Source organism: Enterobacter sp. BIDMC109 (assembly GCF_001037885.1).
GTDB classification, from domain to species: domain Bacteria; phylum Pseudomonadota; class Gammaproteobacteria; order Enterobacterales; family Enterobacteriaceae; genus Enterobacter; species Enterobacter hormaechei_C.
The window spans coordinates 97,321-119,942 of record NZ_KQ090002.1 but is presented as its reverse complement, the minus strand read 5'-3'; the positions used below and the strand labels follow the sequence as shown (position 1 = coordinate 119,942).

Genomic DNA, 22,622 nt, shown 5'->3' with positions numbered 1-22,622 from the left:
CACTTGTTCGGGGACATGGTAGACACTTACAACTAAGGCATAAGAACCCGTTTATGGAGTCGCTTATGCCCTGGGATGCGAGAGATACCATGTCATTACGTACCGAGTTTGTTTTGTTCGCCTCGCAGGACGGGGCGAACATCCGTTCCCTCTGCCGTCACTACGGCATTTCCCCTGCCACCGGCTACAAGTGGCTTCAGCGCTGGGTTCAGGAAGGCGCCGCCGGCCTTCAGGACCGCCCGCGCATACCGCACCATTCCCCGAACCGCTCGTCAGACGACATCACTGCCCTGCTGCGCATGGCACATGCCCGTCATGAACGCTGGGGAGCCCGCAAGATTAAGCGCTGGCTCGAAGACCAGGGACACACCATGCCTGCCTTCAGCACCGTCCATAACCTGATGGCCCGCCATGGCCTGCTGCCGGGAACGGCGCCCGGTATTCCGGCTACGGGCCGCTTCGAACACGATGCGCCGAACAGGCTCTGGCAGATGGATTTTAAGGGCCACTTTCCCTTTGGCGGTGGCCGCTGCCATCCGCTCACCCTGCTGGATGACCACTCCCGTTTTTCCCTGTGCCTGGCGCACTGTACCGATGAACGGCGCGAGACCGTGCAGCAGCAACTGGTCAGCGTGTTTGAGCGTTACGGCCTGCCGGACCGGATGACGATGGACAACGGCTCGCCGTGGGGTGACACCACCGGCACCTGGACGGCGCTGGAGCTGTGGCTGATGCGCCACGGTATCCGGGTGGGCCATTCCCGGCCTTACCATCCGCAGACGCAGGGCAAGCTGGAGCGTTTTCACCGCAGCCTGAAGGCGGAAGTGCTACAGGAGAGATGGTTCGCGGACAGCGGTGAGTTGCAGCGCGCTTTCGACCACTGGCGGACGGTGTACAACCTTGAACGGCCACATGAAGCGCTGGACATGGCAGTACCGGCCTCGAGATACCAGCCGTCTGCGCGGCAGTACCGCGCCGGCACACCCCCACCGGAGTACGATGAAGGCGTGGTGGTCAGGAAGGTGGATATCAGCGGGAAGCTGAGCATACAGGGTATCAGTCTGAACGCAGGGAAGGCCTTCAGGGGAGAGCGTGTGGGGCTGAGGGAGACACAGGAGGACGGCTGCTATGAAGTATGGTGGTACAGCACGAAAGTGGGGATGATCGACCTGAAGAAAAAGTCGATCATCATGGGTAAAGGATGTTAAAAAGTGTTCACCATGTCCCCGAACACCTGTCTACCATGTCCCCGGACTGTACACCCACAGGGAGAGGGAGAAAAGTGGTACATCAGGCCTCACGTTTTCCCGGGAACATCACGCTCGCAATAATCCCCAGCGCCAGTACCCCCAGCACCACAAACAGGCTTGCCGTGGCGCCGATGTTATAACCGTGATGCCAGAAGTGGTCGGTCGCATTCAGCCCCAGCTTGAACGCCACGAAGAACAGCAGTAACACCACCGCTTTCTCCAGATGCACCAGATACTGCTTCAGCGCTTCCAGCACGAAGTAGAGGGTACGCAGGCCGAGGATCGCGAACATCATGGCGCTGTAGATGATCAGCGGCTCACGGCTGACGGCGATGATTGCGGGTACGGAATCGAAGGCGAACATCACGTCGGACAGCTCCACCACCGCGACGCAGAGCAGCAGCGGCGTCGCGTAGCGCTTCGCCTTCTTCACGCGGCCTACCATCACATCCTTGTTTTCAGGTTTCTCCAGTTCGGCATCCACCTCTTTCTGGGTCAGGATAAACGCATGGCTGCTGATTTTTGGCCACACCGGGTAGAAGCGTTTCACCAGGCGGTACGCCAGATGGTTGGAGTAATCTTCTACTTCATCGCTCTCTTCATTGCGTTTCAGCATCATCACCGCCGTCCAGCCGACGACCAGCGCAAAAATGACCTCAACATACGGTCCCAGGCTCAGCAGGCTGGTGCCAATGGCAACAAAAATACCGCGGAACACAATCGCCCCGAGTACGCCCCAGTAGAGCACGCGGTGACGATATCTATCCGGCACGCCAAACCAGGCGAAGATCGCCATCATCACAAACAGGTTGTCGACGGAGAGCACCTCTTCCAGCGCATAGCCGGTCAGGAACAGACTGGCCATCTCCGCGCCGTGGTGCACGTATAAGAATCCGGCGAAGGCCATCGCCATCATGACCCAGAAGATGGACCACATGACCGCGCTTTTCAGCGAGATCGGTTTATCGTGACGGTGCATGAAGAGGTCGATAAACATCGCCCCAACGGCCATCACCACGAAGACAACAACGGTTTCCGTCGGGAAACCGAGATGAGCAGCAGACATAGACAACCCTTTTAAGAAGACAAAACACCATGCACACAATAAAAAGCGTGGACCCGATAAGGACGCAGCACGCTAAAAAAATAAATATTAACCGTTCTTTTCAGCGAGTGCCTGCGCGCATGCCCAGGCACTGGCCCACGCCCACTGGAAGTTATACCCGCCGAGCCAGCCGGTCACGTCCATCACTTCACCAATGAAATAAAGACCCGGCACGTTGCGGGCTTCCATCGTGCGGGATGAGAGTTCGTTTGTATCCACGCCGCCCAGCGTCACTTCCGCCGTGCGGTAGCCTTCGGTGCCGTTTGGCTGTACGCGCCAGTTCGTCAGCGTCTCCACCAGCGTTTCCTGCTCGCGGCTGTTGAGCTGCTTGAGCGCGACATCCGGAATTTGCCCTAACACCTGCAAGCACTCCACGAGACGCTTCGGCAGCTGCATCGCCAGGGTATTTTTCAGGCTTTGATTCGGGTGCGCGGCGCGTTGCTCGTTGAGGAAGGCGTCCAGATCGCAGTCCGGCACCAGGTTTACGGAGACAAACTCCCCCGGCTGCCAGTAGCTGGAGATCTGCAATACCGCCGGGCCCGAGAGTCCGCGATGAGTAAAGAGCAGATTTTCGCGGAACACCGTGCCGTCTTCGGCCGTAATGACTGACGGCACAGACACGCCGGAGAGCGTCTGAAGCTGTTCCAGCAGCGGCTTATGCAGCGTGAACGGTACCAGCCCGGCGCGGGTGGGCAGTACCTTCAGGCCAAACTGCTCGGCAATTTTATAGCCGAACGGTGAAGCGCCCAGCCCCGGCATCGAGAGGCCGCCGCTGGCGATCACCAGGTTATCGGCGCTGACGGTTTCACCGTTGAGTTGCAGCGTGTAGCCCTGCTCGTCACGGGCGACGTCCAGCACTTCGGTGCGCAGGCGCATAACTACGCCGCCTTTCTCGCACTCGGCCACCAGCATATCGACAATTTGCTGCGCGGAGTCGTCGCAGAACAGCTGCCCCAGCGTCTTCTCATGCCACGCGATACCGTGTTTACCCACCAGCTCGATAAAATCCCACTGGGTGTAGCGCGCCAGCGCAGATTTGCAAAAATGACGGTTCTGGCTCAAATAGGCCGCAGGCTCGACATAAAGATTAGTAAAGTTGCATCGCCCGCCGCCAGACATCAGGATCTTGCGGCCAGGCTTTTTTCCGTTATCCAGCAGCAGCACGCGACGACCCGCTTGTCCGGCCATCGCCGCACAAAACATACCCGCCGCACCGGCGCCAATTACTACGGCATCAAACCTTTCCACGTCAAAATCCTCTTCGTTAACTGCCGCGGATTGTAAAGTTTCCTCAGTGGTCGCACCAGCGTAAAAAGATATTACAAAGCCATTTCATTGATATTTAAAGATTATCCTTTCAGGCACATTTCTCAAATCAGGTGGTATGTCAAAAAAAGTCTATATTTCACTTTGCCCGTTGCGCATTTGTCCTGGATAATGCGCCGCGTTCATGTCCTCAAAATGGCGTAACGTCCTATGCTACATTTGTTTGCCGGCCTGGATTTACATACCGGGCTTTTATTATTGCTTGCTCTGGTTTTTGTGCTGTTTTACGAAGCGATCAACGGCTTCCACGACACTGCAAACGCAGTAGCAACGGTTATCTACACTCGCGCAATGCGATCGCAGCTTGCGGTCGTGATGGCGGCGGTATTTAACTTTTTTGGTGTCCTCCTGGGCGGACTGAGCGTTGCGTATGCCATTGTGCATATGCTGCCAACGGATCTGCTGCTTAACGTGAGTTCCGGTCATGGCCTGGCCATGGTGTTCTCAATGCTGCTTGCTGCGATTATCTGGAACCTCGGTACCTGGTATTTCGGTCTGCCGGCATCCAGCTCTCACACCCTCATCGGCGCGATTATCGGTATCGGGTTAACCAATGCCCTGATGACCGGGACCTCCGTCGTTGATGCGCTGAACATCCCGAAAGTTATCGGCATTTTCGGCTCTCTGATCATCTCCCCTATCGTCGGTCTGGTGGTGGCGGGTGGCTTGATTTTCATCCTGCGTCGCTACTGGAGCAACACGAAAAAACGTGCGCGTATCCATCTGACGCCAGCAGAGCGTGAGAAGAAAGACGGCAAGAAAAAGCCGCCGTTCTGGACGCGTATCGCGCTGATCATTTCCGCTATTGGCGTCGCCTTCTCTCATGGCGCGAACGATGGTCAGAAAGGTATCGGCCTGGTGATGCTGGTTCTGATTGGCGTCGCACCGGCGGGCTTCGTGGTTAACATGAACGCCTCCGGTTACGAAATCACCCGTACCCGTGATGCGGTAAACAACGTTGAGACTTACTTCCAGCAGCATCCTGATTTGCTGAAGAAAGCGACCGGCGTGGACCAGCTGATTCCTTCTCCGGAGTCAGGCGCAACGACGGCACCGGGCGAGTTCCATTGCCATCCGGCAAACGCGATTAACGCGCTGGAACGTGCGAAAGGCATGCTGGCCGATATCGAAAGCTATGACAAACTGGCTGTTGAACAGCGTGGTCAACTGCGTCGCATCATGCTCTGTATCTCCGACGTGACCGATAAAGTCGCGAAGCTGCCAGAGGTTAATGCTGACGACCAACGTCTGCTGAAGAAACTGAAAGGCGATATGCTCAACACCATTGAGTACGCGCCAATCTGGATCATCATGGCGGTCGCACTGGCGCTGGGTATCGGTACGATGATTGGCTGGCGTCGTGTGGCGACCACCATCGGTGAGAAGATCGGTAAGAAAGGCATGACCTATGCGCAGGGTATGTCCGCGCAGATGACGGCAGCGGTATCTATCGGTCTGGCGAGCTACACCGGTATGCCAGTCTCCACCACCCACGTACTCTCTTCGTCCGTGGCAGGTACCATGATTGTTGACGGCGGCGGTTTGCAGCGTAAAACCGTGACCAACATTCTGATGGCCTGGGTGTTCACCCTCCCGGCGTCCATCCTGCTGTCTGGCGGTCTGTACTGGATTTCGCTGAAGCTGATTTAATCGGCTGAAGGCGACAAAAAAGCGGGTCAGGAAACTGGCCCGCTTTTTTTATGCTCAGTGCCAAATCATGAGCGCAATCATACTCACCACAACCAGACCACACAGGGCGCTGGTCAAAATGAACTGACGACGCAGGCGCTCGCAGCGACGGATAAACTCTTCATCGTGGTGATCGCGGTAGCGTTGGTAGTAGATATACCCCACCAGACGCATCTGCTTGCTGGGCTGTCCGTGCGAGGTGAAGAACCCTCCACCGTCCACATACTGATAAAGCAACGGATCGCAACCACGAAGTACCACTAACAGCGCACGTAACGATGAGAAGTAGCGCGCCATATTCACTATGCAAACCACGCATAACGCCCAAAACAATGCGACGGTGCTAATCATACATCCTCCCCGGCGTCCGCCCACGAAGCAAGGCTCCTGAGCTACCGCACCCCAATGCCCTGACAGACAGTTCAGTGAAAGAATGACCAAAAGTCGATCCGGTTCGCGTTTTAATATCCGAACGGCTCATTAAATAGTGTAGGAGATCCGTTAATTTTTTTGCCACAAGGTTAATCGTTATCAACACCAAAGCTTGAAAAATATGTTTAACTGGGCCGTAATGAAAGCATCAGACGACGGCTTTCCCATTTAGTCATCGATAACTTAAGGAAGGAGTAACACTATGGCTTACAAACACATTCTCATCGCGGTAGACCTCTCCCCGGAGAGTAAAGTGCTGGTTGATAAAGCAGTATCCATGGCACGTCCCTACAACGCGAAAGTTTCGCTGATTCACGTTGATGTGAATTACTCCGACCTCTACACCGGTCTGATCGACGTGAATCTCGGCGATATGCAGAAACGCATCTCCGAAGAGACTCACCACGCGCTGAGCGAGCTTTCTACCAACGCGGGCTATCCAATCACTGAAACCTTAAGCGGTAGCGGCGATCTGGGCCAGGTGCTGGTTGATGCGATTAAGAAATACGATATGGACCTGGTGGTATGCGGTCATCACCAGGACTTCTGGAGCAAGCTGATGTCTTCCGCGCGCCAGCTGATTAACACCGTACACGTGGATATGCTGATTGTTCCACTGCGTGACGAAGAAGACGAGTAAGTGCAAAAAAGCCCGGTGGCGCTAACGCTTACCGGGCCTACAAGCGGCACTGAATGTAGGCCGGGTAAGGCGAAGCCGCCACCCGGCTTTTTTATTCTGGCGTTCCCGAATAAATATCAAATCGGTGTCCTTTGGTGGTCACCGCGTTAGTGGTCGCAACGTCCGCCAGCGGCGGCGCATAGTCCGGCCGCTTCACCACCACCCGCTTCGTCGCCAGCTGACGAGCCGGCTCCAGCAGGCCATCGGCATCTAAATCTGGCCCCACCAGAGACTGAAACACCCGCATCTCTTTCTTCACCAGCGCGCTTTTCTGCTTATGCGGGAACATGGGGTCGAGATAGACCACCTGCGGGCGCGGGGTGATATCGGTCAGCGCCGTCAGGCTGGAGGCATGAATAAGTTGCAAACGTTCCTGTAACCACGGGCCGATTTCCGGGTCCGCGTAGCCCCGCGTCAGCCCGTCGTCGAGCAGCGCGGCGACAACTGGATTACGCTCCAGCATCCGCACCCGACAGCCGACAGACGCCAGCACAAAGGCATCGCGCCCCAGCCCCGCCGTGGCATCCACCACGTCCGGCAGATAGCTGCCTTTAATGCCGACCGCTTTGGCCACCGCTTCACCGCGACCGCCGCCAAACTTACGCCGGTGCGCCATCGCGCCGCCGACAAAATCGACAAAAATCCCGCCAAGCTTTGGCTCATCGAGCTTGCGCAGCTCCAGATGTTCCGGCGTCATCACCAGCGCCATCAGGTTGTCTTCATCATGTTCCAGCCCCCAGCGGGCCGCCAGAACAGATAAGGCGCCGTCCCCGGCGCCTGTTTCATCTACTAAGCAGATCTTCACGTAGCAATCAGCCTTTGATTCCGTAATGCTCCAGCATCGCATCCAGCTGCGGCTCGCGGCCACGGAAGCGTTTGAACAGCTCCATAGGCTCTTCTGAACCGCCGCGCGTCAGGATGTTATCAAGGAACGACTGACCGGTTTCGCGGTTGAAAATCCCCTCTTCTTCGAAGCGCGAGAAGGCATCTGCCGCCAGCACGTCGGCCCACAGGTAGCTGTAGTAGCCTGCGGCGTACCCGCCTGCGAAGATATGGCTGAACGCGTGCGGGAAGCGTCCCCAGGTCGGGCCTGGAATAACCGCGACCTGCTTTTTAATCTCAGCCAGGGTTTCGAGGATTTTCGCCCCCTGCTCCGGGCTGAACTCGGCGTGCAGGCGGAAGTCGAACAGGCCGAACTCCAGCTGACGCAGGATGAACATCGCCGCCTGGTAGTTTTTCGCCGCCAGCATTTTATCCAGCAGTTCTTTCGGCAGCGGTTCGCCCGTTTCGTAATGGCCGGAGATAAATGCCAGCGCGTCCGGCTCCCAGCACCAGTTTTCCATAAACTGGCTTGGCAGCTCGACCGCATCCCATGGCACACCGCTGATACCGGCGACGCCAGCGGTTTCGATGCGGGTCAGCATGTGGTGCAGGCCGTGACCGAACTCGTGGAACAGGGTGATCACTTCATCGTGGGTAAACAGCGCAGGTTTGCCGCTCACCGGGCGGTTGAAGTTACAGGTCAGGTAGGCGACCGGTTTTTGCAGGGAACCATCCGCTTTACGCATCTGGCCCACGCAGTCGTCCATCCACGCCCCGCCACGTTTGTTTTCACGCGCGTAAAGATCCAGATAGAAGCTGCCGCGCAGCTCGTTTTTCTCGTCATACAGCTCGAAGAAGCGCACGTCCGGATGCCAGACGTCGATGTCGGTACGCTCTTTCGCGGTAATGCCGTAGATGCGTTTCACCACCTCGAACAGGCCGTTAACGGCTTTGTTTTCCGGGAAGTACGGACGCAGCTGTTCGTCGCTGATGCTGTAGAGATGCTGTTTCTGTTTTTCGCTGTAGTACGCGATATCCCACGGCTGAAGCTCGTCCACGCCGAACTCCGCTTTCGCAAAGGCGCGCAGCTGAGCCAGTTCTTTTTCACCCTGAGGACGGGCGCGTTTCGCCAGATCGGTCAGGAAGTCGAGCACCTGCTGTGGGTTCTCGGCCATTTTGGTGGCAAGGGATTTATCGGCATAGCTGTCGAAGCCCAGCAGCTGTGCCAGCTCGTGGCGCAGGGCGAGGATCTCCGCCATCACCGGGCTGTTATCCCACTTACCGGCATTCGGCCCCTGATCGGAGGCGCGGGTGCTGTAGGCGCGGTACATCTCTTCGCGCAGGGCCTGGTTGTCGCAGTAGGTCATCACCGGCAGATAGCTTGGGATATCCAGCGTTAACAGGAAGCCTTCCTGCTCTTTCGCTTCGGCCTGGGCTTTTGCCGCCGCCAGCGCGCTTTCCGGCATACCCGCCAGTTCAGATTCATCGGTAATCAGCTTCGTCCAGCCCATGGTGGCGTCGAGGACGTTGTTGCTGTACTGGTTGCCCAGCTCGGACAGGCGCGCGGCGATTTCGCCGTAGCGAACCTGTTTTTCTTTTGGCAGGCCAATCCCGGACAGTTCGAAATCACGCAGGGCGTTATCGACCGATTTTTTCTGCGCCGTGTTCAGTTCGGCATAGTGGTCGCCGTCGCGCAGGTCGCGGTAGGCTTTGTAGAGCCCCTCATGCTGACCGACCCAGGTGCTGTACTCAGAGAGCAGCGGCAGGGTCTGTTCGTAGGCCTCACGCAGCTCCGGGCTGTTTTTCACCGAGTTCAGGTGACTCACCGGGGAGAAGATACGCCCCAGCACGTCGTCCACTTCGGCCAGCGGCTGACACAGATTTTCCCAGGTGTACGGCACGCCCTGCGCGACCACGTTTTCTACCGCCGCACGGCAGTTGTTCAACGACTGGGTAACGGCCGGAACCACATGCTCAGGGAGGATTTTAGAAAACGGTGGCAACGAAAAAGGCGTCAGTAATGGATTGGTCATAAACGCTGTCCTGTTGAAATAGATGAATGAAGCGCGCATCCGGCGCTGTGCATATTGTTTTCAGTAATGGGGTTAAGTGTAGAGGATTTCAATGCCGAAGGTTGTCGAAAAACGCCCGGTGGCGCTGCGCTTACCGGGCCTGCGGGTAATCTGTGCCGTTCTGCTGTAAACTGTGGCAAATCGTCAATTCAGCGGAATATCATTACCCATGCTCAGTTATCGCCACAGCTTCCACGCAGGCAACCACGCCGACGTCCTCAAACATACCGTTCAGAGCCTGATCATCGAATCGCTTAAAGAAAAGGATAAACCGTTCCTTTATCTGGACACCCACGCGGGCGCGGGCCGTTATCAGCTGAGCGGCGAGCATGCCGAGCGTACTGGTGAATATCTGGAAGGGATTGCGCGTATCTGGCAGCAGGACGATCTGCCTGCCGAGCTGGAGCCGTACATTGGCGTGGTGAATCACTTCAACCGCAACGGCCAGCTGCGTTACTACCCGGGTTCACCACTGATTGCCCGCCAGCTGCTGCGCGAGCAGGACAGCCTTCAGCTGACAGAGCTGCACCCGAGCGACTTCCCGCTGCTGCGTTCTGAGTTTCAGAAAGATAACCGCGCCCGCGTGGACAAAGCCGATGGCTACCAGCAGCTGAAAGCCAAACTGCCGCCGGTTTCCCGTCGCGGCCTGGTGCTGATCGACCCGCCGTACGAAATCAAAACCGACTATCAGGCGGTGGTGACCGGCATTAACGAAGGTTACAAACGCTTTGCGACCGGCACCTATGCCCTGTGGTATCCGGTAGTGCTGCGCGCGCAAATTAAACGCATGATCAAAGACCTCGAAGCGACCGGCATTCGTAAAATCCTGCAAATTGAGCTGGCGGTGCGCCCTGACAGCGACCAGCGCGGCATGACCGCGTCCGGCATGATCGTCATTAACCCGCCGTGGAAGCTCGAAGCACAGATGAACAACGTGCTGCCGTGGCTGCACAAAACGCTGGTGCCAGCCGGTACGGGTCACGCCACCGTGAGCTGGATCGTGCCGGAGTAATCGCAGCCATCGGTGGAAACTATTGATTTCAGGTATACAATCGCGGCAATTCACGATTAAGGACAACGCTATGACTAAGCATTATGACTACATCGCAATCGGCGGCGGCAGCGGCGGCATCGCCTCCATCAACCGTGCAGCCATGTACGGCCAGAAGTGTGCGCTGATTGAAGCCAAAGAACTCGGCGGCACCTGCGTGAACGTGGGTTGTGTACCGAAGAAAGTGATGTGGCATGCCGCGCAAATCCGTGAAGCTATCCATATGTATGGCCCGGACTACGGCTTTGACACCACCATCAACCACTTCGACTGGGATAAACTGATCGCCAGCCGTACCGCCTACATCGACCGTATTCACACCTCGTACGATAACGTACTGGGCAAGAATAACGTCGACGTGATCCGCGGCTTCGCCCGTTTCGTGGATGCGAAGACGATCGAAGTGAACGGCGAGACGATCACCGCCGATCACATCCTGATCGCCACCGGTGGCCGTCCGAGCCACCCGAACATTCCGGGCGCGGAATACGGTATCGACTCCGACGGTTTCTTCGAGCTGCCTGCTCTGCCAGAACGCGTTGCCATTGTGGGCGCAGGTTACATCGCGGTTGAGCTGGCCGGCGTGATTAACGGCCTGGGAGCGGAAGCGCACCTGTTCGTGCGTAAACACGCGCCGCTGCGCAGCTTTGACCCGCTGATCGTCGACACGCTGGTCGAGGTGATGAACGCCGAAGGCCCAACCCTGCACACCAACGCCGTGCCAAAAGCGGTGGTGAAAAATGCGGACGGTAGCCTGACTCTGGAGCTGGAAGATGGTCGCAGCCAGACCGTTGATTGCCTGATCTGGGCGATTGGTCGTGAACCGGCCACCGACAACTTCAATCTGGCCGCAACCGGGGTGAAAACCAATGAAAAAGGCTACATTGTCGTTGATAAATTCCAGAACACCAGCGTACCGGGCATTTATGCCGTCGGTGATAACACCGGCGCCGTAGAGCTGACGCCGGTTGCCGTGGCGGCGGGGCGTCGTCTTTCCGAGCGTCTGTTTAATAACAAGCCGGACGAACATCTGGACTACAGCAACATCCCGACCGTGGTCTTCAGCCACCCGCCAATCGGTACCGTCGGCTTAACCGAGCCGCAGGCGCGTGAGCAGTACGGCGATGACCAGGTGAAAGTGTATAAATCGGCGTTTACCGCGATGTATACCGCGGTCACCTCGCACCGTCAGCCATGCCGCATGAAGCTGGTCTGCGTGGGCCCGGAGGAGAAGATCGTCGGCATCCACGGCATTGGTTTCGGCATGGACGAGATCCTGCAAGGCTTCGCGGTGGCACTGAAGATGGGCGCAACGAAGAAAGACTTCGATAACACCGTGGCGATCCACCCGACTGCGGCGGAAGAGTTTGTGACTATGCGCTGATCCGTCTGATCCGCAACAAAACCGGCCAGCTGGCCGGTTTTTTTATGCCCTGGGCAGGTAAACCCAACGGCTGTACAAACGGTAACAAAATAACCCGGTACCCGCGGTGGAATTAACTAATCTTAGAAAGCGCTACGCGTTCGCCTGTTACTACGGAAAAAGATTAGAGATATGAAAATGCACGTAAAGATCACCGCAAAACTGATGGCCAAAATGCACCTTGTTCTCGCGCTGGTATGGGCGATACTGACGATTCCTACCCTGCTGTGGTGGAAAAACAGCATTCTGTGGGTGTCGTTAATGAGCATTTACGCCATCGTGATTTCCCATCTGGCTGCGTACAGCGCCGCCCATGCGGAAAAAGCGGCCAGCAAGGCGATGGATAAAAGCGAAGGCGCCAGCCAGAAAGCCAATCAAACCGCCAACAGCCTTCAGGGCGATGCGCGTCAGGCACATTAATCTGTGCGTATATGCAGAATACCGAATGCTCTGAATTTTATTCCTGCTCTGTTTCCAAAGATTCTGATTTAATAATTTCATAATCAAAGGGATATCTGATTTTCAGCGTGTTTAAATCCATTTTGAAAGCGTGATCTACCGCACACTTCGCACCGCATTAACCGAAGCGAATGTCTACGCTTTAAAGATAGCCGGGAAAAACCCGTATTGGTTACGACAAAAACCGGAGGTCCTGAACACCATGTTCAACCAGAAACTACAGACTGCCGAGGATATCGAGTTCGAGATTGCAGAAGAGCTGCGCTACGAAACCGATCCCTGTGAGTTAAAACTGGATGAGATGATCGAGGCAGAGCCGGAACCGGAAATGATTGAAGGGCTGCCGGCGTCCGATGCCCTTACGCCCGCAGACCGCTACCTTGAACTGTTTGAACACGTCCAGTCGTCGCGGCTGTTTGCGGACAGCAAAACCTTTCCCGACTGCGCGCCGAAGATGGATCCACTGGATATTTTGATCCGCTATCGCAAGGTGCGTCGTCACCGTGATTTTGACCTGGCGCGCTTTGTGGAGAATCACTTCTGGCTGCCGGAGGACTACAGCAAAGAGTACGTCTCTGACCCCGGCCTGTCCCTGAAAGAACATATTGATAATCTGTGGCCGGTGCTGACGCGCGAACCGCAGGATCACATCCCGTGGTCGTCGCTGCTGGCGCTGCCGCAGGCCTATATTGTGCCCGGCGGGCGATTCAGTGAGACCTACTACTGGGACTCTTACTTCTCCATGCTGGGGCTTGCTGAAAGCGGTCGTAACGATCTGCTGAAATGTATGGCCGATAACTTCGCCTGGCTGATAGAGCGCTACGGCCATATCCCGAACGGCAACCGTACCTACTATCTCAGCCGCTCCCAGCCGCCCGTTTTTGCCCTGATGGTGGAGCTGTTTGAAGAGGACGGCGTGCGAGGGGCGAAGCGCTATCTTGAGCATCTTAAGATGGAGTACGCCTTCTGGATGGACGGGGCGGAATCGCTGCTGCTCAATCAGGCCTATCGCAGTGCGGTTCGCATGCCGGATGGCTCATTGCTCAACCGCTACTGGGACGATCGCGACACGCCGCGAGATGAATCGTGGATTGAGGACGTGGAAACCGCCCGTCATTCCGGTCGTCCGCCGAACGAGGTGTATCGCGACCTGCGCGCCGGGGCAGCCTCAGGATGGGATTACTCATCCCGCTGGCTGCGCGATCCTGCGCGGCTGGCCAGCATCCGCACGACACAATTTATCCCCATTGATTTGAACGCATTCCTGTTCAAACTGGAGAGCGCTATCGCCAATATCTCCGCGTCGAAAGGGGATAAAGAGACGGCTGATCTGTTCCGCCAGAAAGCCAGCGACCGGCGCGCGGCGGTGAACCGCTATCTGTGGGACGAAGAGAACGGCTGTTATCGTGATTACGACTGGCGGCGTGAAGCCCTGGCGCTGTTCTCTGCGGCCAGCATTGTGCCGCTGTATGTGGGCATGGCGACGCATGAGCAGGCTGAACGGCTGTCCGATGCCGTTAAAGCCCGTCTGCTCACGCCGGGCGGTATTCTCGCCACCGAATATGAAACCGGGGAGCAGTGGGATAAGCCGAACGGCTGGGCGCCGCTCCAGTGGATGGCGATCCAGGGGTTCAAGCAGTACGGCAACGACTCGCTGGGAGATGAGATCGCCTGGAGCTGGCTGCACACGGTGAACCATTACTACAAAACCCATCATAAGCTGATTGAGAAGTACCACATCGCCAGCAGCACGCCACGCGAAGGTGGCGGGGGTGAGTATCCGTTGCAGGATGGCTTCGGCTGGACGAATGGCGTGGTGCGGCGGTTGATTGGGCTGTATGGGGAGCCCTGAGCCTCACCCCTCACCCTGCCCCTCTCCCCTGAGGGGCAGGGTGAGGGGGAAAAATAATCAGCGGATCACCTCATAAATGGCAGTCTGGATGGACTGCCATTTTTTTGTGCTGGCATCGGGCTGCGTCTTCGCGCGGCGCGTTGCCATATCGGCGTCGTGCTGCTGGCGTTTCACCACCGCGGGAACGGTACAGAATGCTTCCAGGTACTGCTTACGCATAGGCGTCAGCGATTCGCCGTTCGCCATCGCATGGCTAAGCGTATTAATAAAGCGTCGGCAGGGCTTTTGCTCTGTCATTTGCAGGCGGTAGCGCAACATTACTTCCAGTACATCGTCGTAGCCTGCCGACAACGCCTCCTCCGTCCATGACATTTTCCAGTCCATCCCGCCCTGCAAAAACAGGAGCGCCACGCGGGTGTCATTGCGATTGATGGCCGAGCGGAAATTATTCTCATCCCAGGTAACACCCATGCGGGTTAACGTCTCGCGTGAGGAAGGCGTTTCGCGCATCTCCTGCACCTGCGCGGGAGATGCCGTACTGGCCACAGCCGGCTGCGGTTTACTGCTGGTCACCAGCCAGAATCCCCCCACGACAATCGCGATAACCATCACGCCAACCGCTCCCCACAGCACGCCGGAAATCAGCTGTTCGCGCTGCTCTGGCGTACGCGCGGCGCGCTGAGTCGGTTTTTCTATACTGTCGCGCACTTCAAAAAGATCGCCGCCTGTGGTGCGGTCCATTTTTTGCGCCTTTTCCCAGAACGCGTGCAGCTCGCTTTCGTCCACCGCCATCAGCGCCGCCGGGTTAACGCGTGTCCGCCCTTCCTCAAACGCGCGCTGAACGGAGCGGGTGATCTGCGTGTAATAGCAGTCGAGCAGCTGGATTTGCGCCCCGCTTAACGGCTGCTGCACGGTGATGCTGTTGCGGATTTGTCGAATATCTTCGAGGAAGGTTTGCAGGGTTTTGCGGGGCTCTACCAGCAGCGTCAGCATGTCCGGAGCGTTAAACAGCGGCGCGTAGTAGCGGCTAAATTCTTTTTTATCCACCAGCAGCTGGGCCAGTTCGCTGAACAACATGCCGCTCAGAACATCATTAATCTCACCGTTTTTCAGCCAGCGACGCACGCGTTCAGCGTTAAACAAGGTCTTAAGATGATTATTCAGCCGCACCGGATCGGGCCACGCCTGCTGTATCAGCCCTTTAATCATCAGCTCAATGGCACGCACCTGTTTCTGCGCCTGAAGCTGGCTCTCCTTCTCTGGCACCCTCCCGGTTTCGTAGGTCAGGAGGGGCTGTTGCAGACGCAGATATTCAAGGGAGGTGACGAAGCGCATCGCCGCAATCAGCTGATTTTCGCTGACATCCTGCCCGCTTTCATACTGGGGAACACGCTGCTGAAGCAAGCGTAATTGCAGCGTAAAGGCCGTCATTTCCGCATCATTCAGATTCAGCTTCCTGGCTACGGCGCCCCACCCGCCCAGCCCCAGGCGGGCGCTATCCAGTTGCTCCAGAAACCAGCGTGGATCTTTTCCTTCAGAAACATGTACATTCAACAGAAGTAAAATTTCAACAGACGCCTGACGGATCGCTGCCAGACAGTGTTCAAACTGTTCGCGGGTATGATGCGATGAGCTAATCATCATTGTTTTCCTTGAGAGACAATGAGTACCGCTAAAGCGGCATTAAAAGTCGTTTTTCTTTTTATTTATATGAGGTTAAACATACCTGACTTTCTGTTGAAATAAAGTGACAACCTTATAATCATTTGCAATGCCTCCGGAGGATCGTCATGCCCGCCTTAACCACCGCGCGTCTCACCTGCTCGCCGCTGCAAGAGCAAGACTGGCCCTTTTTTCTGTCGCTACAGCAAAATCCTGAGGTGATGCGTTTTGTCGCCCCTGCGCGTAGCGAGGCGGACATTCGGGAAGCCTTTGAGTCTCGTCTGTTGCCGTGGACGCCGGGCAGCTCGCACTGGCTCTGCCTTGTGGTGCGTGAAACGGCCAGCCAGACGCCGCTGGGCGTAACCGGCTATGTGCACCGGGAAGCAGATTGTGCTGAAGTCGGTTTTCTCTTTGCGCCCTCTGCGCAGGGGAAAGGTTACGGCTTTGAATCTCTGCGGGCTGTGTGTGATTTCGCGCTGACTCAGGGTAATATCCGTCGGCTCACCGCCACCGTGACGGCGGGAAATATCGCCTCAAGGCGACTGCTGGAAAAAACAGGTTTTCAACTGGAAGGTGAGTTGCGTGAGAGTTATTTCCTTTCAGGGCAATGGCATAACGACTGGCTATTCGGTTTACTGAAAAAGGAATTCCCGTTCAGTTTAACCTGATTAACAGCCATTTGGCGGATATTTCCCCGGCGGCGTTTCCTCTATAGTCGTGCCACTAAGAGGAAACGCTTATGACGGGTTATGCAATGCAGATATCTTCTGCTGCAATCGCATTAATTAAAAAACAACAGGGTCTTTCCCTGGAGAAATACCGTGACGAAAAGGGTATATGGGTTATTGGTTATGGTCACGTGATTCGCCAGTGGGAAAAATTTAACAGTCTCATCACGCCGATTGAGGCGGAGAATTTGCTTTTTAATGATATTCAATTATGTGAGGCGCTGCTGCGGGAAATGAACAAACGCCCATTAACCCAACAGCAGCATGACGCCCTGATATTAACCCTCTTCAGTTTTGGGGAAGAGTCCCCTCTGCCTGAGAAGATACTTCAGGCCGTCGCCCGGGTGTAGTACATCGCGGCCTGCGTCCGGTTTTTGACATCAAGACGCCGGAAAAGCGTCTCAAGATGGGCTTTTACCGTTGCCGCACTGATATTGAGATTACGACCAATCTCTTTATTGGACTCTCCGGCCGCCAGTAACTTCAATACCTCACGCTGGCGCTCGCTTAACACTGCCAGTTCATCCTGAGAGGAGTGCTGCTTCAGCCACTCGCCGGGAAAACAGACCATTCCACGCGATACGGAATCCAGCACTGCGGAAAAGCGTTCGGGATTCGCATTGCGGGGAACTATCGCCACCACGTTGCGCTGAAACATTTGCTCAACCCAACGTCGCTCTTTTTTCGTTAACACCAACACCACGCGCGACGCTGGAAAACGATCCATAATCTCTTCCAGTAAAGCCACACCATTATCACGAATTAAATACCCATCTATCATGACGATAGCGGAGGGTGACGCGGATAATTGCGCCCATAATTCATCAGTCTGACGAGCCCCTGTCATCTCTATTTTCGGAATTAACTTCTGCAAACTGTACATCGCTCCATGAATAAATAATGACTGCCTGTCAAACATGATTACTCGCATCGTTTTACTCCTCTGAGAATAGCGAAGGGGGATTCTACAGAGGCATTTTTTAAGAAAAAACTCAATGAATGGAGAGGTTACAAATCACCCAGCTCTCTTTATATCTTCCAGCATTTAGACATACTTGTTTTAAGGATTTCCTTAAGAGGGTTCCCTCCCCCTTAAGACTGAACATTACAGGAACATACCGCCTGAAACTTCAATACGTTGCGCATTCATCCAGCCCAGTTTGTCACTGAGCAACGCCGCAATGGCGTCACCAATATCATCGGGCAGGCCCACGCGTCCCAGCGCTGTCTGCGAGGCCAGCAGCTGGTTAAGCTCCGCATTATCCCGCACGCGTCCGCCCCCAAAGTCGGTTTCAATCGCGCCGGGCGCGATGATATTGACGGAAATTCCGCGCGCACCAAGCTCTTTTGCCTGATAGCGGGTCAGCACTTCCATCGCCCCTTTCATTGCCGCGTAGGTGCCTGAACCGGGCTGAGTAAAACGGGCCAGTCCGCTGGAGACGTTCAGGATCCGCCCTCCGTCTTTTATGAGCGGCAGCAGCTGTTGCGTGAGGAAAAACGGCCCTTTGAAGTGAATGTTCAGCGCATCATCAAACTGCGCCTCGGTCGTCTCGGTATAGGGTGCGTATAACCCTGTACCTGCGTTGTTCACTAAATAGTCAAAGGTGTCACGTTGCCAGACGTGTTTGAGGGTATCCTTCACCTGCTGAGCAAAGCGCGAAAAGCTTACCGTATCGCCGACGTTAAGCTGCAATGCTGCCGCTTTTCCACCTGTTCCCTCGATTTCGCGCACAACTTCCTGCGCCTCCTGCTGGCTGTTGTTCCAGGTCAGGATGATCCCTGTCCCTTCCGCGGCCAGCTTCAAAACGGCATTTTTCCCCAGGCCGCGGCTACCGCCCGTCACTAAAGCAATACGTTCACTCATAATTCACCTCGTTTCGGCTGTGATGAAGATTGAGAAAGAGCTTATTAGATGGTAGAAAATCAATAAATAGTGCCGTCAGCGCTTCACTGTTTCATTCATAACAACAATGACCAACATCTATGGATAAAATACACGCAATGCAGCTTTTCCTTCGGGTCGCGGAACTGGAAAGTTTTTCCCGCGCGGCGGAGACGTTAAGCCTGCCGAAGGGGAGCGTATCGCGACAGATCCAGGCACTGGAAAACGCACTGGGCACGCAGCTGCTGCACCGCACTACCCGCCGCGTCAGCCTGACGCAGGACGGCATGGTTTATTACGAGCGCGCTAAAGATCTGCTGATGAATCTGGACGAACTGGACGGCATGTTCCTGCACGACCCTTCAACCATCAGCGGTCGGCTACGTGTGGATATGCCCGTTGCCATTGCGCGAAATGTAGTCATTCCGAAACTGCCTGCATTTTTACAACAGTTTCCCGGCATTGAGCTGGAGCTGAGTAGCAGCGATCGTCTGGTCGATGTCATCCGCGAAGGATTTGACTGTGTGGTTCGCGTGGGAAACTTAAAGGACTCCGGGCTTATCGCCCGCCCGCTTGGGAAACTCTCGGTGATTAACTGCGCCAGCCCGGATTATCTGACGCGATTCGGCTACCCTGAGACGCTGGACGATTTGGCTTCGCATGCCCTCATCCACTACTCCGCCACGCTGGGCACGCGTCCGCAGGGTTTTGAGTATTACAACGGCAGCGCGACCCAGTGGGTAAAAACGGGAGGCGTATTGACGGTTAACAGCACGGAAACCTACCAGGCCGCCTGTATCGCCGGGCTTGGCATTATTCAGGTTCCGCGCGTCGGGGTGCGTGATGCCCTGCGCACGAAAAAACTCGTTGAGATCCTGCCGCAATACCGGGCTGAACCGATGCCCGTCTCCCTCATTTATCCCCACCGCCGTAACCTCTCCCGCCGGGTGCATGTGTTTATGGAGTGGCTTACCGAACTCACAAAAGGTTACGTCGACTAGTCACAAGCTATAATTCAGTAACATCCAGCTCAACGAAAAGGAAAATGCGCGTGACGCCGGAAAATAACCCGCAACGACCGACTCAACATTTAGATTATGAACCCATCAAAAAGATGGATAACGAGCCTGAAGCGCCGAAAGAGCCTGGAACGGCCAGCAAAGCGCTGGGCACCGTGACCGGCATAGCCGAAAAAATTCAGCAGATACCCGCGATTGCTCACCTGATACGCGCCGCTGAGCGCTTTAACGACCGCATGGGAAATCAGTTTGGCGCGGCGATTACCTATTTCTCGTTCCTGTCGATGATCCCCATCCTGATGGTGTCATTTGCCGCCGCCGGTTTTGTGCTGGCGTCTCACCCGACGCTGTTGCAGGACATCTTCAATAAGATCCTGACCAACGTCAGCGACCAGACGCTCGCCGCAACGCTCAAAAGCACCATCAACACCGCCGTGCAGCAGCGTACCACCGTGGGTATCGTCGGGTTGCTGATTGCGCTCTATTCCGGGGTGAACTGGATGGGCAACCTGCGTGAGGCTATTCGCGCCCAGTCGCGTGACGTCTGGGAGCGTAGACCGCAGGATCAGGAGAAGATATGGGTGAAGTATCTGCGCGACTTTATTTCTCTGATTGGGCTGCTGGTGGCGCTGGTCATTACGCTCTCCATCACCTCGGTCGCCGGTTCCGCGCAGCAGATGATTATCTCCGCGCTGTACCTGGATTACATTGAATGGCTGAAACCGGCCTGGCGCGGCATTGGGCTGGCCATCTCCATCTTTGCTAACTACCTTCTGTTCTTCTGGATCTTCTGGCGTTTGCCCCGCCATCGTCCGCGCAAGAAGGCGCTGATGCGCGGGACATTGATTGCCGCCATTGGTTTTGAGGTGATCAAGATTGTGATGACCTATACGCTGCCGTCCCTGGTGAAGTCTCCCTCCGGCGCGGCCTTTGGTTCGGTGCTGGGGCTGATGGCTTTCTTCTATTTCTTCGCTCGCCTGACGCTGTTCTGCGCCGCGTGGATCGCCACGGCAGAGTATAAAGATGACCCGCGCATGCCGGGTAAAACCCACCGCTGATATCATGTCGGGCTGATATTTCAGCCCGATTCGCCATTTCAGCATATAAATCCAGGCCGTAACTTTTATTTAACGCAAAACCAGTTTTAATGACTGATATTTAAAAAGTGTGAAGCATTTCATAGAAGTGTTTTCGCTGGTCTGAAAATTATCCGCTTTTTGTTGCTTTTATGACCACACCACGCCTTTGTTACAGATTGAAATGTCGCTTTTGCTATGCCTAATATGGCCCTTCGTTCGTCCAAAAATAAGAAAATATTATGCAAGCAACAGCCACCACACTTAACGAAGGGGCGGAACACGTTCCGGTCAACTCGCGCAATAAAGTCGTCGTCGCATCGCTGATTGGCACCGCCATTGAGTTCTTCGACTTTTATATTTACGCCACCGCTGCGGTCATTGTCTTTCCGCATATTTTCTTCCCTCAGGGCGACCCGACGGCAGCCACGCTACAGTCTTTAGCCACCTTTGCTATCGCCTTCGTTGCGCGTCCGATTGGTTCAGCGGTCTTTGGGCATTTTGGCGATCGCGTCGGCCGTAAAGTGACGCTGGTTGCCTCGCTGCTGACGATGGGGATCTCCACCGTCGCCATCGGCCTGCTGCCGACCTATGAAACTATCGGCATTCTGGCGCCTGTGCTGCTGGCGCTGGCGCGCTTTGGGCAGGGTCTGGGGCTGGGCGGGGAATGGGGCGGCGCGGCACTGCTGGCGACCGAAAACGCCCCGGCGCGCAAACGAGCCCTGTATGGCTCTTTCCCGCAGCTGGGCGCACCGATTGGGTTCTTCTTTGCTAACGGCACCTTCCTGCTCCTCTCCTGGCTGCTGACTGATGAACAGTTCATGAACTGGGGCTGGCGTATTCCATTCGTCTTCTCCGCCGTGCTGGTGCTGATTGGCCTGTACGTTCGCGTGTCGCTGCACGAGACGCCGGTCTTCGCTAAAGTCGCCGCGGCGAAAAAGCAGGTTAAAGTTCCGCTGGGGACGCTGCTGACCAAACACCTCCGCGTGACCGTGCTGGGCACGTTCATCATGCTGGCAACCTACACGCTGTTCTACATCATGACCGTTTACTCCATGACCTTCAGTACCGCTGCCGCGCCGGTCGGCCTGGGCCTGCCGCGTAACGAAGTGCTGTGGATGCTGATGATGGCGGTCATCGGATTTGGTGTGATGGTGCCCATCGCGGGCCTGCTGGCGGATAAATTTGGCCGTCGTTCAAGCATGATCGTCATCACCTCGCTGATTATTCTGTTCGCGCTGTTTGTCTTCCCGCCGCTGCTGGGTTCAGGTAGCCCTGCGCTGGTGATGGCGTATCTGCTGATTGGCCTGAGCCTGATGGGGCTGACTTTTGGCCCAATGGGCGCGCTGCTGCCGGAGCTGTTCCCGACTGAAGTGCGTTACACCGGCGCGTCGTTCTCCTATAACGTTTCGTCGATTCTGGGCGCCTCGGTGGCTCCGTATATCGCCACATGGCTTCAGGCGAACTATGGCCTATTCTATGTGGGTGTCTATCTGGCGGCAATGGCAGCGCTGACGCTGATTGCGCTGCTGCTGACGCACGAGACGAAGCATCAGGCGCTGTAAGTGAATGCCGGGTGGCGGCTACGCCTTACCCGGCCTACGATTCAGCCCTCACCCACAGGGCTGAGGGCTCCCCACAAAATAATGCCTGCACAGACGGCCCCCTCTCCCTTGAGGGTGTACGGTCCGGGGACATAGTGAACACTTGTTCGGGGACATGGTAGACACTTACAACTAAGGCATAAGAACCCGTTTATGGAGTCGCTTATGCCCTGGGATGCGAGAGATACCATGTCATTACGTACCGAGTTTGTTTTGTTCGCCTCGCAGGACGGGGCGAACATCCGTTCCCTCTGCCGTCACTACGGCATTTCCCCTGCCACCGGCTACAAGTGGCTTCAGCGCTGGGTTCAGGAAGGCGCCGCCGGCCTTCAGGACCGCCCGCGCATACCGCACCATTCCCCGAACCGCTCGTCAGACGACATCACTGCCCTGCTGCGCATGGCACATGCCCGTCATGAACGCTGGGGAGCCCGCAAGATTAAGCGCTGGCTCGAAGACCAGGGACACACCATGCCTGCCTTCAGCACCGT

The 22,622-nt window shown here is 56.1% G+C and carries 21 protein-coding genes; 13 read left to right on the top strand and 8 right to left on the bottom strand.

Annotation, left to right across the window (positions count from 1 at the left end):
• Positions 1-53 precede the first annotated feature (53 nt).
• Positions 54-1,208, top strand: a complete 1,155-nt coding sequence (locus SK62_RS00485; RefSeq protein ID WP_080346137.1) for an IS481 family transposase — start codon at positions 54-56, stop codon at positions 1,206-1,208.
• An 82-nt stretch (positions 1,209-1,290) separates the two neighbouring features.
• On the opposite strand, the gene SK62_RS00480 is transcribed toward SK62_RS00485, so the two are convergent.
• Complete coding sequence (locus SK62_RS00480) at positions 1,291-2,316, bottom strand: TerC/Alx family metal homeostasis membrane protein (protein ID WP_015571505.1); 1,026 nt, start codon at positions 2,314-2,316, stop codon at positions 1,291-1,293.
• An 87-nt stretch (positions 2,317-2,403) separates the two neighbouring features.
• Entirely contained in the window at positions 2,404-3,603 is a 1,200-nt protein-coding gene (locus SK62_RS00475; RefSeq protein ID WP_003861226.1) for a BaiN/RdsA family NAD(P)/FAD-dependent oxidoreductase, read from the bottom strand.
• Between the two features lie 228 nt (positions 3,604-3,831).
• Here SK62_RS00475 and pitA point away from each other — a divergent pair, with 228 nt between their 5' ends.
• On the top strand, positions 3,832-5,331 hold the full coding sequence (gene pitA, locus SK62_RS00470; RefSeq protein WP_017384176.1) for an inorganic phosphate transporter PitA: 1,500 nt from the start codon (positions 3,832-3,834) through the stop codon (positions 5,329-5,331).
• 54 nt (positions 5,332-5,385) lie between these two features.
• Here pitA and uspB read toward each other — a convergent pair whose 3' ends face one another.
• Positions 5,386-5,721 carry a universal stress protein UspB gene (gene uspB / locus SK62_RS00465; protein WP_003861224.1) on the bottom strand — a complete coding sequence of 112 codons (336 nt, stop codon included), beginning with the start codon at positions 5,719-5,721 and terminating at the stop codon, positions 5,386-5,388.
• A gap of 283 nt (positions 5,722-6,004) precedes the next feature.
• Here uspB and uspA point away from each other — a divergent pair, with 283 nt between their 5' ends.
• Positions 6,005-6,442, top strand: coding sequence for a universal stress protein UspA (uspA, locus tag SK62_RS00460; protein ID WP_003861223.1), 438 nt, complete (start codon positions 6,005-6,007; stop codon positions 6,440-6,442).
• A 91-nt stretch (positions 6,443-6,533) separates the two neighbouring features.
• Here the strand turns inward: uspA and rsmJ are convergent, their stop codons facing one another.
• Together rsmJ and prlC are read right to left on the bottom strand one after the other, a co-directional pair.
• Positions 6,534-7,286 (bottom strand): 16S rRNA (guanine(1516)-N(2))-methyltransferase RsmJ, encoded by a 753-nt coding sequence (gene rsmJ, locus SK62_RS00455; protein ID WP_017693818.1) that lies wholly within the window; start codon positions 7,284-7,286, stop codon positions 6,534-6,536.
• Between the two features lie 7 nt (positions 7,287-7,293).
• Complete coding sequence (gene prlC, locus SK62_RS00450) at positions 7,294-9,336, bottom strand: oligopeptidase A (RefSeq protein ID WP_017693817.1); 2,043 nt, start codon at positions 9,334-9,336, stop codon at positions 7,294-7,296.
• Positions 9,337-9,544: 208 nt separating this feature from the next.
• On the opposite strand from prlC, the gene SK62_RS00445 reads away from it, so the two are divergent.
• From SK62_RS00445 to SK62_RS00430, 4 genes are all read left to right on the top strand, one after another.
• The gene (locus SK62_RS00445; RefSeq protein ID WP_006808562.1) at positions 9,545-10,387 is read left to right on the top strand and encodes a 23S rRNA (adenine(2030)-N(6))-methyltransferase RlmJ; all 843 of its coding nucleotides are present in this window, start codon (positions 9,545-9,547) and stop codon (positions 10,385-10,387) included.
• Positions 10,388-10,457: 70 nt separating this feature from the next.
• Complete coding sequence (gene gorA / locus SK62_RS00440) at positions 10,458-11,810, top strand: glutathione-disulfide reductase (RefSeq protein WP_017384179.1); 1,353 nt, start codon at positions 10,458-10,460, stop codon at positions 11,808-11,810.
• A gap of 171 nt (positions 11,811-11,981) precedes the next feature.
• Positions 11,982-12,269: a hypothetical protein gene (locus SK62_RS00435; RefSeq protein WP_015571509.1), complete on the top strand. Its 288-nt coding sequence runs from the start codon at positions 11,982-11,984 to the stop codon at positions 12,267-12,269.
• A gap of 241 nt (positions 12,270-12,510) precedes the next feature.
• Positions 12,511-14,160, top strand: a complete 1,650-nt coding sequence (locus tag SK62_RS00430) for an alpha,alpha-trehalase (protein WP_015571511.1) — start codon at positions 12,511-12,513, stop codon at positions 14,158-14,160.
• A gap of 57 nt (positions 14,161-14,217) precedes the next feature.
• Here SK62_RS00430 and SK62_RS00425 read toward each other — a convergent pair whose 3' ends face one another.
• A complete protein-coding gene (locus SK62_RS00425) occupies positions 14,218-15,804 on the bottom strand; it encodes an STY4199 family HEPN domain-containing protein (protein ID WP_023304591.1) in 1,587 nt (528 codons plus the stop codon).
• A gap of 146 nt (positions 15,805-15,950) precedes the next feature.
• On the opposite strand from SK62_RS00425, the gene SK62_RS00420 reads away from it, so the two are divergent.
• Together SK62_RS00420 and SK62_RS00415 are read left to right on the top strand one after the other, a co-directional pair.
• Positions 15,951-16,490 carry a GNAT family N-acetyltransferase gene (locus SK62_RS00420; RefSeq protein ID WP_017384181.1) on the top strand — a complete coding sequence of 180 codons (540 nt, stop codon included), beginning with the start codon at positions 15,951-15,953 and terminating at the stop codon, positions 16,488-16,490.
• Between the two features lie 71 nt (positions 16,491-16,561).
• On the top strand, positions 16,562-16,900 hold the full coding sequence (locus tag SK62_RS00415) for a lysozyme (protein ID WP_015571514.1): 339 nt from the start codon (positions 16,562-16,564) through the stop codon (positions 16,898-16,900).
• Here the strand turns inward: SK62_RS00415 and SK62_RS00410 are convergent.
• Together SK62_RS00410 and SK62_RS00405 are read right to left on the bottom strand one after the other, a co-directional pair.
• Complete coding sequence (locus SK62_RS00410; protein WP_032104620.1) at positions 16,879-17,481, bottom strand: response regulator transcription factor; 603 nt, start codon at positions 17,479-17,481, stop codon at positions 16,879-16,881. The two genes, SK62_RS00415 and SK62_RS00410, sit on opposite strands and share 22 nt — an antisense overlap.
• A gap of 174 nt (positions 17,482-17,655) precedes the next feature.
• A complete protein-coding gene (locus tag SK62_RS00405; RefSeq protein ID WP_032104619.1) occupies positions 17,656-18,414 on the bottom strand; it encodes an SDR family NAD(P)-dependent oxidoreductase in 759 nt (252 codons plus the stop codon).
• A 119-nt stretch (positions 18,415-18,533) separates the two neighbouring features.
• On the opposite strand from SK62_RS00405, the gene SK62_RS00400 reads away from it, so the two are divergent.
• The 4 genes from SK62_RS00400 to SK62_RS00385 all read left to right on the top strand — a co-directional run.
• Positions 18,534-19,433, top strand: a complete 900-nt coding sequence (locus SK62_RS00400; RefSeq protein WP_017384184.1) for a LysR family transcriptional regulator — start codon at positions 18,534-18,536, stop codon at positions 19,431-19,433.
• A 50-nt stretch (positions 19,434-19,483) separates the two neighbouring features.
• The gene (gene yhjD / locus SK62_RS00395) at positions 19,484-20,509 is read left to right on the top strand and encodes an inner membrane protein YhjD (protein ID WP_023295574.1); all 1,026 of its coding nucleotides are present in this window, start codon (positions 19,484-19,486) and stop codon (positions 20,507-20,509) included.
• 260 nt (positions 20,510-20,769) lie between these two features.
• The gene (locus SK62_RS00390; RefSeq protein ID WP_015571519.1) at positions 20,770-22,092 is read left to right on the top strand and encodes an MFS transporter; all 1,323 of its coding nucleotides are present in this window, start codon (positions 20,770-20,772) and stop codon (positions 22,090-22,092) included.
• A gap of 192 nt (positions 22,093-22,284) precedes the next feature.
• Positions 22,285-22,622, top strand: a 338-nt coding sequence (locus tag SK62_RS00385; RefSeq protein ID WP_156173206.1) for a helix-turn-helix domain-containing protein, incomplete at its 3' end; no start/stop codon positions are given.